We start from the raw sequence: 15,294 nt of genomic DNA, 5'->3' as shown, positions 1-15,294 counted from the left end.
CAGCATGTAGCGCGGTCGTCGTTCATCGATGGGCCGTCGGTCCCGGGCATCTGAGGGGGTGCACGGGGTCCGCTTCTTCCACGCAAAAAAAGGAAGAGCGGATGAGCGTGTTGGGGCAGCAAGGGAGGAGGTTGGTCTGTGACCGGCGTCCGGTATGGATCAATCTTGCTAGGTAGACACAAATGAAGAAGCGCTATGCCGCCTCGCTGGGCGTGCTCGTTCTGTCCTGTCTGATCGCTTCGTGCGGCGGTGGAGGCGGAGGTGGTGGGGGCGGAGGATTCCCCGGGCTGGTAACCCCTCCTCCGACCGGTGGCACGCCGCCGCCCTCCAATCCGGCCGGTGCATGGCTGACGTTCAATCCGTCGCCGGTCGAGCTCACGCTGTTCCCCAATACGCCCAAGACTTTCTCCGTCGTCGCGACGTCGACCAAGGTCATTTCGGCGCCCGTGTACGTCGGCATCATCGAGCCCAAGGGCGTGATCACGACCAACATCAAGATCTCGAGTGCCGGCCTGCAGTACACGGCCACCATGAACACCAACCCGGCGCTGGCTCCCGGTGTTCACACGGGCAACTTCGAAGTGCGCGTGTGCTACGACGCCAACCCGCTGGTGTGCTCGCAGCCCGTCGAGGGCTCGCCGTGGCAGTTGCCCTACAAGTTCACGGTGATCGATCCGGCTTCGCTGCACTACTCGGGCTGGGAAGCGGCGCAGACAACGCCCGGCTTCCTCGACAACTTCGCGCTCAGCTACCGCGGCGGCGCTCCCTTCGTGGTGACGGCCGGCTTCTACACCAACGTGATGGAGACCTGGACCTCCGGCGACATCGGCAGCACCTGGACCAAGGTGACCACTGCCCAGGTACCGACGCCGTTGACCAAAGGTTTCGCTCTCGCAAGCGATGACAGCGCGATCTACCTGAGTGGCGGGCAGTTGTCCGGCTCCAGCGCCTACCAGAACCAGGTCTGGAAATTCGACGGCACCGATTGGTCGCAGAAGACAGCCGCAGCCGAATTCCCCGGCCGCGCGAACCATGTGATGGCCAAGGTCGGCAATGCGCTTTATGTGGTGGCAGGCCGCACCACGGCCGGCGACGTGCGCAACGTGTGGAGGTCCGACAACGATGGCGTCAACTGGACGCAGGTGTCGCAGGGCCTGCCCGCGGCCCTCGGAAATCCGACCTGCGCGCTGAACTGGCAGGGTTCGCTGCTGCTGGTCGGGGACCAGGTGGCCACGTCCGCCGACGGTGCCACCTTCACCATGGCCAGCGGCTTCCCTTCGACCTTCCCCAAGGGCAGCACGCAATGCGCGGTGCTCAATGGCCGGCTCTTCATCAGTCCGACCAGCACCTTCTCCGACAACGGCTCGGGCAAGAGCGCCGTGTCGACCACCGACCTGGCCAACTGGCAGCTCGAGCGCAGCCGGCTCACGACCATGGGCGACGCCCCGGGCATGGCTGCGATCAACAGCCGCCTGGTCGTGACCACGGGCCAGGGCTCGTCGCAGCGGACCACCTACCGGACCGTGCCCTGAGCACGATGCGGGTGCCGGCGTCTTCGGTTCACTCCGGCACCCGCACCCGCTCCAGAATGAAATCGATGAACGTCCGGATCGCCCGCGTGTGCTGGCGGTTCGGCATGTAGAGCATGAACATCTGCGTGCCGAAGATGCTCAGGCGCCAATCGTCGAGCGTGGTCACGACGTCGCCGCGGCGCACGTCTTCCTGCACCACGTAATCAGGCACGAGCCCGATGCCCAACCCCGCGAGGATGGCCTGGCGCAGGAACAGGAAGTTCTCTGAAATAAGCGTCGGCTCCAGGATCACCTCGCGCCGCGTCTCGCCCTGGTAGGCCGACACGCGCAACTGCCGCCCGATGACGGCAGCGGTGACCACCGGCGCGCCCTGCAGCGCGTCGAGCTGCACCGGCAGCGGGTTCTTCGCCGCGTAGTCGGTTGAGGCACACGCCACATAGCGCACCGGCCCCATCTCGCGCGCCACGAGGTTCTGCGGCGGCTCGGGAATCACGCGGATCGCGATGTCGACTTCGTCGCGCAGCAGGTCCTCGATGCGGTTCTCGAACACCACGTCGAGCACGATGCCGGGGTACTGGCGCTTGAAGTCGATGAGCCAGTCGGCCATCACCAACTGGCCGTAGCCGCTGGGCACGCTCAGGCGCACGCGGCCCTGCAAGCCCTGCCCCAGCGTCGTTACCGATTCGCGCGCCGCCAGCAATTCGCCCTGGATGGCGACGCCGTGCTGGTAAAGCCGCAGGCCGATTTCGGTCGGCTCGGCGCGCCGGGTGGTGCGCCGCACCAGCTGCGCGCCGACCGAGCGCTCCAGCTGGTTCAGGTGGTAGCTGACGTTGGCGCGGCTCATCTTGAGCCGGCGGGCCGCCGCGCTCAGGTTGCCGGCGTCAAGAATTTCCACCAACAAAGTGAGCGACTGGAGGTCCATGGGCCGATTGTGTCAAAAATTCTTTGACAGTCTGTCAACCGCCTATGCAATTGTCAAAGCGGCGCAGCGGGCCAAGAATGCTGGGTTCACCCCCAGAGCCTCGAACCGCACGGTTCGCAACGCAAGAGACAAGCAAGCACATGGCCACCACAACTCCCAGCCCCTCCACGTCCAACGGTCCCGTCACCTTCCAGCGTCGAGGCGACGTGTTCGTGGTGACCATCGACAACCCGCCCGTCAACGCCCTGGGCGTGGATGTGCGCCGCGGCCTCGTGGCCGCCATCGACGCGGCCGAGGCCGACAGCGGCGCCGCGGCGGTGCTGATCGTCGGCGCGGGCCGCAACTTCATCGCCGGCGCGGACATCCGCGAGTTCGGCAAGACGCCGCAACCGCCGTCGCTGCCCGAGGCGTGCCTGAAGATCGAGAACAGCACGAAGCCGGTGGTCGCCGCGATTCACGGTGCCGCGCTCGGCGGCGGGCTTGAAGTGGCGCTGTCGGCGCACTACCGCCTCGCCTCGCCCACCGCCAAGCTGGGCCTGCCCGAAGTGGCACTGGGCCTCTTGCCCGGCTCGGGCGGCACGCAGCGCGCGCCGCGCCTCATCGGCGTGAAGCCCGCGCTCGAACTGATGCTCAGCGGCCGCCATGCGGGCGCGAAGGAAGCGCTGTCGCTCGGCCTCGTCGACCGTCTCGGCACCGATGCCGACGCGCTGGCCGAAGGTCTCGCCTACGCGCAGGAGCTGATCGCCGCCAAGGCCCCGGTGCGCCGCACGCGCGAAGCCGGCGCGCTGGCCGACAAGGAAGCCAGCCGCGCCGCCCTCGAGGCCGCGCGCGCCGACACCGCGAAGAAGAGCCGCGGCCTGTTCTCGCCGATGAAGATCATCGAAGCCGTCGAAGGCGCGCTCACGCTGCCCTTCGATGAAGGCATGGCGCTGGAGCGCAAGCTGTTCATGCAGTGCATCGACAGCCCGCAGCGTGCTGGCCTGATCCACGCCTTCTTCGCCGAGCGCGAAGTGCTGAAGGCGCCCGAAACCAAGAGCGCGAAGCCGCGTGCGCTGGAGTCGGCCGGCATCATCGGCGGCGGCACCATGGGTGCGGGCATCGCGGTGGCGATGCTCGACGCGGGCATGCCCGTGACCATGATCGAGCGCGACGACACCCAGCTCGCGCGCGGCCGCGCCAACGTGGAGAAGGTGTACGACGGCCTCATCAAGAAGGGCCGCATGACGCCCGAGGCCAAGACCGCCGTCATGGCGCGCTTCTCGGGCTCCACGAACTACGAGGCGCTCGCCAACGTCGACATCGTGGTCGAAGCCGTGTTCGAGGAAATGGGCGTCAAGAAGGCCGTGTTCGCCGAGCTCGACCGCGTGTGCAAGCGCGGCGCCGTGATCGCCACCAACACCTCGTACCTCGACATCGACCAGATCGCCGCCAGCATCTCGCGTCCGCAGGACGTGGTGGGCCTGCACTTCTTCTCGCCCGCCAACATCATGAAGCTGCTGGAGATCGTGGTGCCCGCCAAGGTGAGCGCCGACGTGGTCGCCACCGGCTTCGAACTCGCGAAGAAGCTCAAGAAGGTGCCGGTGCGCGCCGGCGTGTGCGACGGCTTCATCGGCAACCGCATCCTCGCGGTGTATCGCCAAGCCGCCGACCACATGATGGAAGACGGCGCCTCGCCATATCAGATCGACGAGGCGGTGCGCAACTTCGGCTACCCGATGGGCCCGTTCCAGGTGTCCGACCTGGCCGGCGGCGACATCGGCTGGGCCACGCGCAAGCGCAAGGCCGCCACGCGCGACCCGCAGGCGCGCTACGTGCAAGTGGCCGACCGCATCTGCGAGCGCGGCTGGTTCGGCCAGAAGACGCAGCGCGGCTACTACCTGTACCCCGAAGGCGCGCGCACCGGCCAGCCCGACCCCGAAGTGCTGGCCATCATCGACGCCGAGCGCGAACGCGCCGGCATCAAGCCGCGCACCTTCACCGAAGAAGAAATCATCCGTCGCTACATGGCCGCGATGATCAACGAGGGCGCCAATGTCGTGCTCCAGCGCATCGCGCTGCGCCCGCTCGACGTGGACGTGACCTTCCTCTACGGCTACGGCTTCCCGCGCCACCGCGGCGGCCCGATGAAGTACGCCGACACCGTGGGCCTGCCCAAGGTGCTCGCCGACATCCGCGAGTTTGCGAAGGAAGACCCGATCTTCTGGAAGCCCTCGCCGCTGCTGGTCGAACTGGTCGCGCAAGGCGCCGATTTCGCCAGCCTCAATCAATCCGAGTAATCAGAGTCCACCTCAGTCAGCCGTCCAGGAGACATTCCCATGCGTGAAGCCGTCATCGTTTCCACCGCCCGCACCCCGCTCACCAAGGCGCACCGCGGCGAATTCAACATCACCCCCGGCCCCACGCTGGCGGCCTTCGCGGTGAAGGCTGCGGTCGAGCGCTCGGGCCTCGATGCGGCGCTGATCGAGGATGCGATCCTCGGCTGCGGCTATCCCGAAGGCACCACTGGCCGCAACATCGCGCGCCAGGCCATCATCCGCGCGGGCCTGCCGATCAGCATTGCCGGCACCACGGTGAACCGCTTCTGCGCCTCGGGCCTGCAGGCGATTGCGATGGCCGCGGGCCGCATTGTGGTGGACGGCGCGCCGGCCATGATCGCTGGCGGCGTTGAAAGCATCTCGCAGATCCGCTCGCGCAGCGCCACCGACAGTGGCGACAGCGGCATGGACCCGTGGATCGTCGAGCACAAGCCCGCGCTGTACATGGCGATGATCGAGACCGCCGACATCGTGGCCAAGCGCTACAACATCAGCCGCGAAGCGCAGGACCGCTTCTCGGCCGAGAGCCAGCGCAGGACAGAAGAAGCGCAGCTCGCCGGCCGCTACAAGGACGAGATCGTCGCCTGCACCACCACGATGGCCGTGACCGACAAGGACACGAAGGAAGTCAGCTACCGCGAAGTCACCGCCACCGAAGACAACTGCAACCGTCGCGGCACCACCTACGAGGCGCTCGCCAAGCTGAAGCCGGTGATGGGCGAGGACAAGTTCGTGACCGCAGGCAACGCCTCGCAGCTGTCGGACGGCGCATCGGCCTGCGTGCTGATGGAAGCGAAGGACGCCGAGCGCGCCAACATCAAGCCGCTGGGCGCCTTCCGCGGCCTGGCAGTCGCTGGCTGCGAGCCCGACGAAATGGGCATCGGCCCGGTCTTCGCGGTGCCCAAGCTGCTCGCGCGCCACGGCCTCAAGGTGCAAGACATCGGCCTGTGGGAACTCAACGAAGCCTTCGCCTCGCAGTCGATCTACTGCCAGGACAAGCTGGGCATTCCGTCGGAGCTGCTCAACGTGAACGGCGGCGCGATCTCCATCGGCCACCCCTTCGGCATGACCGGCGCGCGCCTCACGGGCCATGTGCTCATCGAAGGCAAGCGCCGCGGCGCGAAGTACGCCGTGGTCACGATGTGCATCGCTGGCGGCATGGGCGCGGCCGGCCTGTTCGAAATCTATTGAGGAGCCTGCGATGGACCTGAACTTCACCCCCGAAGAAGAAGCCTTCCGCAGCGATGTGTACGCCTTCCTTGCAGCAAAGCTGCCCGTGCGGCTGTCGGAGAAAGTGCGCAGCGGCAAGATCCTCGAGAAGGCCGACATGCAGGAATGGCACGCCATCCTCAACGAGCGCGGCTGGCTGGCCAACCACTGGCCCGAGCAGTACGGCGGCCCGGGCTGGACGGCGGTCGAGAAGTTCATCTTCGAGAACGAATGCGCGCTGGCCTTTGCGCCGCGCATCGTGCCCTTCGGCGTGAACATGCTCGGCCCTGTGCTCATCAAGTACGGCAACGAGGCACAGAAGAGCTACTGGCTGCCGCGCATCCTGAACGGTGCCGACTGGTGGTGCCAGGGCTACTCGGAACCCGGCGCGGGCTCCGACCTGGCAGCGGTGAAGACATCGGCCGTGCGCGGCATCGACGCGCAGGGCGATCACTACATCGTGAACGGCCAGAAGACCTGGACCACGCTGGGCCAGCACGCCAACATGATCTTCTGCCTGGTGCGCACCAACCGCGAGGCGAAGAAGCAGGAAGGCATCAGCTTCCTGCTGATCGACATGAATTCGCCCGGCGTGGAAGTGCGCCCGATCATCACGCTCGACGGCGAGCATGAAGTGAACGAAGTGTTCTTCTCCGACGTGCGCGTGCCGGCCGAAAACCTCGTGGGTGAAGAGAACAAGGGCTGGACCTGCGCCAAGTACCTGCTGACCTACGAGCGCACCAACATCGCGGGCGTGGGCTTCTCGGTGGCCGCGCTCGAACAGTTGAAGGGCATTGCGGCCACGCAGACGAAGAACGGCAAGCCGCTGGCCGACGACCCGGCCTTCGCCGCACGCATGGCGCGCGTCGAGATCGACCTGGAGAACATGAAGACCACCAACCTGCGCGTGATCGCGGCGGTAGCCGGCGGCGGCGTGCCCGGCGCGGAAAGCTCGATGCTGAAGATTCGCGGCACCGAGATCCGCCAGGAAATCTCTTCGCTGGCCCGCCGCGCGATGGGCGTCTATGGCCGCCCCTTCATCGCCGAAGCGCTGAAGGACGGCTATACCGAGAACGGGGGCGAGACCTTCGGCCCCGACTACGCATCGGCCGCCGCCTCGCGCTACTTCAACAACCGCAAGCTGTCGATCTTCGGCGGCTCGAATGAAATCCAGAAGAACATCATCAGCAAGATGATCCTGGGCCTGTAAAGGAGACATGCAATGAACTTCGAACACACCGAAGACCGGCGCATGCTCGCCGACAGCCTGAACCGCTTCATCAGCGAGCAGTACGCCTTCGACGCGCGCGACCGCATCGCGAAGTCGGAGCACGGATTCAGCAAGGAAATCTTCCAGCAGTTCGCCGAACTGGGCGTGATCGGCGCGCTGTTCAGCGAGGCCGACGGCGGCTTCGGCGGCGGCGGTTTCGACATCGCCGTGGTCTTCGAGGCACTGGGCCGCGGCCTCGTGATCGAACCGCTGCTGGGCGCCGTGATGGTCGGCGAGGCAATCAGCGCCGCCGGCACCGACGCGCAGAAGGAAAAGATCGGCGACATCATCAATGGCGTGACCGTTGCGGCCTTTGCGCACGACGAAGCAGACACGCACTACGAGCGCACGCGCGTGCAGACCAAGGCCGAGCGCAATGGCGACGGCTGGGTGCTCCACGGCGCCAAGGCCGTCGTGCCGCAAGGCGAGCAGGCAGACCTGTTCCTGGTCTCGGCCCGCACCTCGGGCAAGGTGGACGACGAAGCCGGCATCTCGCTGTTCCTCGTGCCCGCGAAGACTGCCGGCCTCACGGTGCGCGGCTGCCCCGCCATCGACGGTGGCCGTGTCGCCGAACTCGCATTCGACGGCGTGAAGCTGGGCGCCGATGCGCTGCTGGGCACCGAAGGCCAGGGCTACGCCACGCTGGAACGCGCCATCGGCCGCGGCGTGCTCGCGCTGTGCGCCGAAGCACTGGGCGCGATGGAAGCCGCCAAGACCGCGACGCTGGAATACCTGCGCACGCGCAAGCAGTTCGGCATTCTCATCGGCAGCTTCCAGGCGCTGCAGCACCGCATGGCCGACCTGCTGCTCGAAATCGAACAGGCCCGCTCGGCCGTCATCAACGCCGCAGCCGCCATCGACACCGACGAGCGCCTGGCGCGCGAGCGCGCGCTATCGGCCGCCAAGTTCAGCATCGGCCGCATCGGTGCGCTGGTGGCGGAAGAAAGCATTCAGATGCACGGCGGCATCGGCATGACGTGGGAGCTGCCGATGCCCCACTATGCCAAGCGCCTCGTGATGATCGACCACCAGCTGGGCGACGAAGACCACCATCTGCAGCGCTACATCGCGCTCGGCAAGGAGGTCGTGGCATGACAGACAAGACGGTGTTGATCTCGCAGGAGGGTGCGGTCCGCATCCTCACCAACAGCAACCCCGGCGCACGCAACGCGATCACGCCGACGCTGTACGCCGAACTCTCGGCCGCGCTCGCCGACGCACAGAACGACCCCGAAGTGGGCGCCATCGTCTTCACCGGCGCGGGCGATTTCTTCTGCTCTGGCGGCGACCTCAACCTGCTGGCCAAGCGCCGCGAGCTGCCTGCCTCGGAACGCCGCGAAAAGCTCGAAGGCCTGCACGACCTGATCCGCGCTATCCGCGATTGCGGCAAGCCCGTGATCGCGGCCGTCGAAGGCGGTGCAGCCGGTGCGGGCCTGTCGATGGCGCTGGCCTGCGACATGCTGGTGTCGGCGCGCGACGCCTTCTTCACCGTGGCCTACGTCAAGGTCGGCCTCACGCCAGACGGCGGCGCCACGGCCTTCCTGTCGGAGTTCGTCTCGCGCCAGGTGCTCACCGAGATGTGCCTCACCGGCGACCGCATGCCGGCCGAGCGACTGCACGCGCTGGGCGCGGTCAACCGCCTCACCGACAAGGGCGCCGCGCTGGCCGAAGCCATCGCGCTCGCAGCCAAGGTGGCCAGCGGCCCGCAGCGCGCGAGCGCCCGCATCAAGACGCTGTGCCGCCAGGCGCACCGCGCCACGCTGGAAGAACAGCTCGACGCCGAAGCCGTATTCATGGTCGAGTCGCAGGCGGACGCCGAAGCAGCCGAAGGCATCGGCGCGTTCCTCGGCAAGCGCAAGGCCGACTTCGTCGCACTGCGCCGCCAGAAGCAGGACGCGTCCTGACACGCGCCGTGCTCACCCCTCCAACCTCTTGCACGCAGGTGCAGAGGTTTTTCGTTTTTCTGGAGCTGCCATGTCTTCGCTGAATTCCTCGCTGCCGCTTGCCGGCGTGCGCGTCCTCGATCTGTCCCGCATCCTCGCGGGCCCCTGGTGCGGCATGGTGCTGGCCGACATGGGTGCGGAGGTCATCAAGGTGGAGCACCCGGGCCGCGGCGACGACACGCGCGACTGGGGCTTGCGCGTGGGCAAAACCGAGACCGCCTATTTCAACAGCGTGAACCGCAACAAGCGCTCGGTCACGCTCGACCTGCAGACGCCCGAAGGCCAGCAGATCGCGCGCGACCTCGCCAAGCAGTGCGACGTGGTGATCCAGAATTTCAAGTTCGGCGGCATCGACAAGCTGGGCCTCGGCTATGAACAGCTCAGCAAGGAGCATCCGGGGCTCATCTACTGCTCGATTTCGGGCTACGACCGCACCGGCCCCGAAGCCGCGCGCCCGGGTTATGACCTCGTGGTGCAGGGCGAGGCCGGCCTGATGGCGCTCAACGGCGAAGCAAACCAGCCGCCGCTGAAGTTCGGCGTGGCCGCCGTCGACCTGTTCACCGGCATGTATTCGGCACAAGCCATCCTGGCGGCGCTGTACCAGCGCGAGAAGACCGGCAAGGGCCGGCATGTGGAGATGGCGCTGTTCGACTGCGGCCTGATGATCACCGCCTACTACGGCCTCGAAGCACTGCTGATGGGCGAAGACCCGCCACGCTATGGCAACTCGCACCCGTCGATCGTGCCCTACGGCGTGTTCGATGCGGCCGATGGCCCGCTGGTCATCACGGTGGGCAACAACGCGCAGTTCGCGCGCTTCTGCACCGACGTGATCGAGCGGCCCGATCTCGCGGCCGACGAGCGCTTCAAGACCAACATCCTGCGTTCGGCGAACCGCGCGGTGCTGCTGCCCGAGCTGCACGCCGAACTGGCGAAGCGCCAGCGCGCCGACCTGCTTGCGAAGCTCACCGCCTCGGGCATTCCGTGCGGCGAGGTGCTGGGCCTGCTGGAAGCGCTGCAATCGAAGCGCGCGACCGATGCCGGCCTGGTCACCACGCAGCCGCACCCGGTGGCCGGCACGGTCAACGTGCTGGCGCCGCCCTACCGTTTCGATGGCGAGCGCCTGCCCGTACGCAGCGCGCCGCCCACGCTGGGCGAAGGCACGCACGACGTGCTGCAGTCCCTGCTCGGCCTGTCGGATGAAAAGCTGGCCGCGCTTAAAACGAGTGGCGTCGTCTGAAGAAGACAGGCGCCCGCATTTCCAAAGTAGACAAACCCAATGGCATCCCTTTCTTCCCTTCGCAGTCCCGTTCGCCGCGCCCTTCTCGCACTCGCCCTGCCCCTGGTGGCCGGCACCGCCTTCGCACAGGCCTGGCCCGCCAAGCCGATCACGCTGATCGTGCCCTTCCCGCCCGGCGGCCCGACCGACGTGGCCTCGCGCATCGTGGCGCAGAAGATGTCGCTCGCGCTCAAGCAGAACATCGTGATCGACAACCGCAGCGGCGCATCGGGCACCGTGGGCGCCGCCGCGGCAGCGCGCGCGCCGGCCGACGGCTACACCTTCGTGATGCTGGCCACGCCCACGCTGCTGGCCTCGCACCTGTACGGCCCCACGGGCTACGACATCTTCAAGAACTTCACGCCCGTGGGTTCGGTGTATGACCTGCCGATCGTGCTGGTGGTCAACCCCAAGTCGCTGCCCGACGTGACCGGCGTGCAGGGCCTGATCGCCAAGGCCAAGGCCGAAGGCGGCAAGCTCAACTACACGAGCGCGGGCGCCGGCAGCTTCGGCCACCTGACGACCGAGCAGCTGAAGAACATCGGCAAGTTCGACATGCAGCACGTGCCCTACCGCGGCAGCGCACCGGCCGTGACCGACCTGATCGGCGGCCAGGTGCCCGCGATGTTCTCTGACCTGGTGGGCGTGCTGCCGCACATCAAGGCCGGCAAGCTGCGCGCCATCGCGGTCGGCTCCGGCCAGCGCGTGAGCCTGCTGCCCGACGTGAAGACGGTGGCCGAGCAAGGCTTCCCGGGCTTCGACGCGACCTCGTGGGGCGGCCTGCTGGCGCCGGCTGGCACACCGAAGGACGTGATCGACCGCATGAGCGCAGAGCTGAAGACCGCGCTGGCCGACAAGGAAGTGCAGGACAAGCTCCAGAGCGTCGGCACCTTCTCGGCCTACCGCACGCCCGAGCAGACGGGCGTTCGCATGCGCGAGGACTTCGAGCGCTGGGGCAAGGTCATTCGAGACAACCACATCACGAACCAGTAAAACAACCGGGCCGGCAGGGCGACAACACCAAGGAGACAAGACATGACAGACAGGCACGACAACAACTACAGCACCCCGGTCGGCGCGCCGTTCCGCCCCGCCCTTCCCGTCCGCAGCCTCGCCGACATCCGCAAGCTCGAAGAAACGCCGCTGGAGCAGGCGCTCACGGTGCGCAGCACCTACGAGATCTTCCGCAACGCGGGCCATGCCTTCGGCGGCAAGACCGCGCTGACCTTCCTGCGCACCGGCAATCCGGCCGACGAGCCCATCCGCTGGTCGTACGCCGAACTGCTCGCGCGCATCCACCAGACCGCGAACATGCTGCACACGCTGGGCGTGGGGCCGGGCGACGCGGTGGCGGTGCTCCTTCCTGGTTGCCTGGAGTACCACCTCGCGCTGTGGGGCGGCGAGGCGGCCGGCATCGTGCAGCCGCTGAACCCGCTGCTCACCGACGAGAAGCTGGTCGCGCTGATGACCGCGGGCCGCGCCAAGGTGCTGATCGCCTACGGCTCGGACAGCGAATCGGGCATGTGGTCGAAGGCGATGCGCCTGCGCGGCCAGGTGCCGACGCTGACCACTGTGTTGCGCGTGGCACCGCACGACGAGGCGCCCGGCGCCGCCGGCAAGCTGCCCGAAGGAGTCGCCGAGTTCGACGTGCTGCGCGCCGCGCAACCCGACGACCGCCTCGTGAGCGGCCGCGATATCGCACCCGCCGACATCGCCGCCTACTTCCACACGGGCGGCACCACGGGCGCGCCGAAGCTCGCGCGCCACAGCCACGGTGCGCAGGTGTTCACGGCCTGGGCCAGCGTGCAGGTCGCGGGCATGAACGAGAACGGCATCTCCATCAACGGCTATCCGCTGTTCCACGTGGCGGGCGTGCTGCCGGCCTCGCTCTCGTCGCTGTCGGCGGGCGTGGAAGTGATCATTCCCACGCCCTCGCTGCTGCGCAACAAGGAGGTGCTGGCCAACTACTGGAAGCTGGTGGCGAAGTACCGCCCGACCTCGCTGTCGGCCGTGCCCACCGTGCTCGCCGCGCTGGCCAACGTGCCGTTGGACGGCGCGGACATTTCATCGATCACCTACTGCCGCACCGGCGCCGCCGTGCTCGCGCCCGAGCTGGCCGCTCGCTTCGAGCGCCTGTTCGGCCTGCACGTGCACGAGAGCCTGGGCATGACAGAGATGGCCGGCATCTCGACCATCACGCCGCCGGGCGTGGACGGGCCCGCGGGCTGCGTGGGCTTTCGCCTGCCGTACATGCAGATGCGCGTGGTGGCGCTCGACGAGAACGGCAATGCCAGCGACCGCGAAGTGGCGCCCGGCGAACAGGGCATGGTGCTGTTCAAGTCGCCCAACGTGTTCTCGGGCTTCGTGGACCCGGCCGACAACGCCAAGGCCTTCACGGCCGACGGCTGGCTCGCGACCGGCGACCTGGGCTGGATCGACAGTGAAGAGCGGCTCAACCTCACGGGCCGCTCGAAGGACCTGATCATCCGCAGCGGCCACAACATCGACCCGAAGACCATCGAGGACGCGCTGGGCGCGCACCCGGCCGTGCAGCTCTGCGCCGCCGTGGGGGCGCCCGATGCCTATGCGGGCGAACTGCCCGTGATCTTCGCGACGCTGGTGCCCGGCGCCTCGGCGACGGAACAGGAGCTGCTGGCCTTCACCGCCGAGCGCGTTGACGAAGCTCCCGCCAGGCCCAAGTGGGTGTCGGTGATCGAGACCATGCCGATGACCAACGTCGGGAAGATCTACAAGCCCGAGCTGCGCGCGATGGCCGCGCGCCAGGTGGTGAGCGCGACAGTCGCGGAAGTGTGCGTGTCGCTCGGCGTGTCCGATGCAGCGCGGCCCGTCGTGAAGACCGAAGGCGAAAGCCTCGTGCGCGTGCTGATCGACAACGCGGCAGTGGGCGCGCTGGCCGCTGCACTGCAGGAGCAGCTGCAGAAGACGCTGGAGCCGCTGCCCTTCAAGACGCGCATCGCGGCGCAGTGACCCTTTTCGAAACCTAGACCGAGAGACAGAGACAAGCCATGACCTTCTTCCGCATCCAGACCCGCCGCGCCGTGCTGTGCACCGCCGCTTCCGTCGCCACGCTGTGCGCGCTGCCCGCAGCCAATGCCCAGACCGCTTACCCGAACAAGCCGATCCGCATGGTCGTGCCCTTCGCCGCTGGCGGCGCCACCGACGTGCTCGCGCGCGTGATCGGCCAGAAGATGTCGGCTGGCATGGGCCAGCCCGTCATCATCGACAACAAGCCCGGCGCAGCCGGCATCATCGGCACCGACGCGGTCGCCAAGTCGGCGCCCGACGGCTACACCATCGTGCTGGGGCTGAGCAATTCGCTGATGACCAACGAGTTCCTCTACGAGAAGCTGCCCTACGACACGCAGCGCGACCTCACGCTGGTCTACCAGATCGCGATGGCACCGCTGGTGCTGGTGGTGCACCCCAGCGTGCCCGCCAAGACCGGCCCCGAGCTGCTGAAGTACGTCGTGGCCAACAAGGGCAAGGTGGCTTACGGCTCGTACGGCGTGGGCGCGTATCCGCACCTGGCCGGCGCGCACATGAGCCTTGCGACGCAGTCCGACATGAACCACGTCGCTTACAAGGGCGAGGCGCCGATGATGCAGGACCTGATCGGCGGCCAGATCCAGATGGCGTATGCGAGCGCGCTGGTGGCCAAGCCGCACATCGACTCCGGGAAGATCCGCGCCATCGGCGTGAGCGGCGAACGCCGCATGAGCACGCTGCCCAACGTACCCACGCTGGCCGAGCAAGGCCTGAAGGACGAGGCCTATCGCGTGACCGGCTGGCTCGCCATCGCAGCCCCTGCAAAGACACCGAAGCCCATCGTGGACCGCATCGCCGAAGAAGTGCGCAAGGCCACACAGCAGCCCGACGTGCGCGAGCGCGTGGCGGCCATGGGCTTCGAGATCAAGGACAGCTCGCCTGAACTCTTCGCCACCGCCTGGAAGGCCGAGCGCCCGGTGTGGGAGCGCCTCATCAAGCAGTCGGGCGCCAAGCTCGAGTAAGCCATTCACTCACTCATTCATTTCTTCGTCATTCAAAGGAACAGCCATGAAGGTTCTCGTACCTGTCAAACGGGTCGTCGACTACAACGTGAAGGTGCGCGTGAAGAGCGACGGCACCGGAGTGGACATTGCCAACGTCAAGATGAGCATGAACCCCTTCGACGAGATCGCCGTTGAAGAAGCCGTGTGCCTGAAGGAAAAGGGCGTGGTGACCGAAGTCATCGCTGTTTCCTGCGGCGATGCCAAGTGCCAGGAAACCTTGCGCACCGCCATGGCCATCGGCGCCGATCGCGGCATCCTCGTGGAAACCACCGAAGAACTGCAGCCTCTCGCCGTCGCCAAGCTGCTCAAGGCGCTGGTCGACAAGGAACAACCCCAGCTGATCATCCTGGGCAAGCAGGCCATCGATGACGACGCCAACCAGACCGGCCAGATGCTGGCTGCCCTGGCCGACCTGCCGCAAGCCACCTTCGCCTCCAAGGTCGAAGTCGCAGGCGACAAAGCCACCGTCACCCGCGAAGTCGATGGCGGCCTGGAAACCATCTCCCTGAGCCTGCCCGCTGTCATCACGACCGACCTGCGCCTGAACGAGCCGCGCTACGTCACGCTGCCCAACATCATGAAGGCCAAGAAGAAGACGCTCGACATCTTCAAGCCCGAAGACCTGGGCGTGGACGTCAAGCCCCGCCTGAAGACCCTGAAGGTAGCTGAGCCCCCGAAGCGCGGTGCCGGCATCAAGGTGCCCGACGTTGCAACGCTGGTGGACAAACTGAAGAACGAAGCGAAGGTGATCTGA

At 67.1% G+C, this 15,294-nt stretch carries 12 protein-coding genes; 11 read left to right on the top strand and 1 reads right to left on the bottom strand.

All coding sequences use genetic code 11. From position 1 onward, the window contains the following. Window positions 1-182 precede the first annotated feature (182 nt). Window positions 183-1,532, top strand: coding sequence for a Kelch repeat-containing protein (locus tag ACSFBF_RS28825; RefSeq protein ID WP_435472977.1), 1,350 nt, complete (start codon window positions 183-185; stop codon window positions 1,530-1,532). A 28-nt stretch (window positions 1,533-1,560) separates the two neighbouring features. On the opposite strand, the gene ACSFBF_RS28820 is transcribed toward ACSFBF_RS28825, so the two are convergent. Continuing rightward, on the bottom strand, window positions 1,561-2,454 hold the full coding sequence (locus ACSFBF_RS28820) for a LysR family transcriptional regulator (RefSeq protein WP_435472975.1): 894 nt from the start codon (window positions 2,452-2,454) through the stop codon (window positions 1,561-1,563). A 140-nt stretch (window positions 2,455-2,594) separates the two neighbouring features. Here ACSFBF_RS28820 and ACSFBF_RS28815 point away from each other — a divergent pair, with 140 nt between their 5' ends. The 10 genes from ACSFBF_RS28815 (at window position 2,595) to ACSFBF_RS28770 (ending at window position 15,294) form a co-directional block, all read left to right on the top strand. Then, window positions 2,595-4,730 (top strand): 3-hydroxyacyl-CoA dehydrogenase NAD-binding domain-containing protein, encoded by a 2,136-nt coding sequence (locus ACSFBF_RS28815; protein WP_435472974.1) that lies wholly within the window; start codon window positions 2,595-2,597, stop codon window positions 4,728-4,730. A 39-nt stretch (window positions 4,731-4,769) separates the two neighbouring features. Beyond that, window positions 4,770-5,960 carry an acetyl-CoA C-acyltransferase gene (locus ACSFBF_RS28810; RefSeq protein WP_435472972.1) on the top strand — a complete coding sequence of 397 codons (1,191 nt, stop codon included), beginning with the start codon at window positions 4,770-4,772 and terminating at the stop codon, window positions 5,958-5,960. Between the two features lie 10 nt (window positions 5,961-5,970). Then, window positions 5,971-7,188: an acyl-CoA dehydrogenase family protein gene (locus ACSFBF_RS28805; RefSeq protein WP_435472970.1), complete on the top strand. Its 1,218-nt coding sequence runs from the start codon at window positions 5,971-5,973 to the stop codon at window positions 7,186-7,188. A gap of 12 nt (window positions 7,189-7,200) precedes the next feature. Continuing rightward, window positions 7,201-8,343: an acyl-CoA dehydrogenase family protein gene (locus ACSFBF_RS28800; protein WP_435472968.1), complete on the top strand. Its 1,143-nt coding sequence runs from the start codon at window positions 7,201-7,203 to the stop codon at window positions 8,341-8,343. Then, a complete protein-coding gene (locus ACSFBF_RS28795) occupies window positions 8,340-9,152 on the top strand; it encodes an oxepin-CoA hydrolase, alternative type (protein WP_435472966.1) in 813 nt (270 codons plus the stop codon). Before ACSFBF_RS28800 ends, ACSFBF_RS28795 begins: the two co-directional genes overlap by 4 nt. A gap of 70 nt (window positions 9,153-9,222) precedes the next feature. Beyond that, a complete protein-coding gene (locus ACSFBF_RS28790) occupies window positions 9,223-10,431 on the top strand; it encodes a CaiB/BaiF CoA transferase family protein (protein WP_435472964.1) in 1,209 nt (402 codons plus the stop codon). A gap of 39 nt (window positions 10,432-10,470) precedes the next feature. Further along, window positions 10,471-11,463, top strand: a complete 993-nt coding sequence (locus tag ACSFBF_RS28785) for a Bug family tripartite tricarboxylate transporter substrate binding protein (RefSeq protein ID WP_435472962.1) — start codon at window positions 10,471-10,473, stop codon at window positions 11,461-11,463. A 42-nt stretch (window positions 11,464-11,505) separates the two neighbouring features. After that, window positions 11,506-13,458: an acyl-CoA synthetase gene (locus tag ACSFBF_RS28780; protein ID WP_435472960.1), complete on the top strand. Its 1,953-nt coding sequence runs from the start codon at window positions 11,506-11,508 to the stop codon at window positions 13,456-13,458. A gap of 38 nt (window positions 13,459-13,496) precedes the next feature. Beyond that, on the top strand, window positions 13,497-14,498 hold the full coding sequence (locus ACSFBF_RS28775) for a Bug family tripartite tricarboxylate transporter substrate binding protein (RefSeq protein ID WP_435472958.1): 1,002 nt from the start codon (window positions 13,497-13,499) through the stop codon (window positions 14,496-14,498). 46 nt (window positions 14,499-14,544) lie between these two features. After that, the gene (locus ACSFBF_RS28770) at window positions 14,545-15,294 is read left to right on the top strand and encodes an electron transfer flavoprotein subunit beta/FixA family protein (RefSeq protein WP_435472956.1); all 750 of its coding nucleotides are present in this window, start codon (window positions 14,545-14,547) and stop codon (window positions 15,292-15,294) included.

The sequence above is a fragment of the Variovorax nivicola genome (genome assembly GCF_051216475.1).
In the GTDB taxonomy this organism is placed as follows: domain Bacteria; phylum Pseudomonadota; class Gammaproteobacteria; order Burkholderiales; family Burkholderiaceae_C; genus Variovorax.
Note: the sequence above shows the minus strand (reverse complement) of the source record. Positions and strands in the feature narration are given on the sequence as shown.

Excerpts from the sequence above, each read along its gene's own strand:
- ACSFBF_RS28825 (WP_435472977.1), top strand. The coding sequence starts at position 183 with ATGAAGAAGCGCTATGCCGCCTCGCTGGGCGTGCTCGTTCTGTCCTGT.
- ACSFBF_RS28820 (WP_435472975.1), bottom strand. The coding sequence starts at position 2,454 with ATGGACCTCCAGTCGCTCACTTTGTTGGTGGAAATTCTTGACGCCGGC.
- ACSFBF_RS28815 (WP_435472974.1), top strand. The coding sequence starts at position 2,595 with ATGGCCACCACAACTCCCAGCCCCTCCACGTCCAACGGTCCCGTCACC.
- ACSFBF_RS28810 (WP_435472972.1), top strand. The coding sequence starts at position 4,770 with ATGCGTGAAGCCGTCATCGTTTCCACCGCCCGCACCCCGCTCACCAAG.
- ACSFBF_RS28805 (WP_435472970.1), top strand. The coding sequence starts at position 5,971 with ATGGACCTGAACTTCACCCCCGAAGAAGAAGCCTTCCGCAGCGATGTG.
- ACSFBF_RS28800 (WP_435472968.1), top strand. The coding sequence starts at position 7,201 with ATGAACTTCGAACACACCGAAGACCGGCGCATGCTCGCCGACAGCCTG.
- ACSFBF_RS28795 (WP_435472966.1), top strand. The coding sequence starts at position 8,340 with ATGACAGACAAGACGGTGTTGATCTCGCAGGAGGGTGCGGTCCGCATC.
- ACSFBF_RS28790 (WP_435472964.1), top strand. The coding sequence starts at position 9,223 with ATGTCTTCGCTGAATTCCTCGCTGCCGCTTGCCGGCGTGCGCGTCCTC.
- ACSFBF_RS28785 (WP_435472962.1), top strand. The coding sequence starts at position 10,471 with ATGGCATCCCTTTCTTCCCTTCGCAGTCCCGTTCGCCGCGCCCTTCTC.
- ACSFBF_RS28780 (WP_435472960.1), top strand. The coding sequence starts at position 11,506 with ATGACAGACAGGCACGACAACAACTACAGCACCCCGGTCGGCGCGCCG.
- ACSFBF_RS28775 (WP_435472958.1), top strand. The coding sequence starts at position 13,497 with ATGACCTTCTTCCGCATCCAGACCCGCCGCGCCGTGCTGTGCACCGCC.
- ACSFBF_RS28770 (WP_435472956.1), top strand. The coding sequence starts at position 14,545 with ATGAAGGTTCTCGTACCTGTCAAACGGGTCGTCGACTACAACGTGAAG.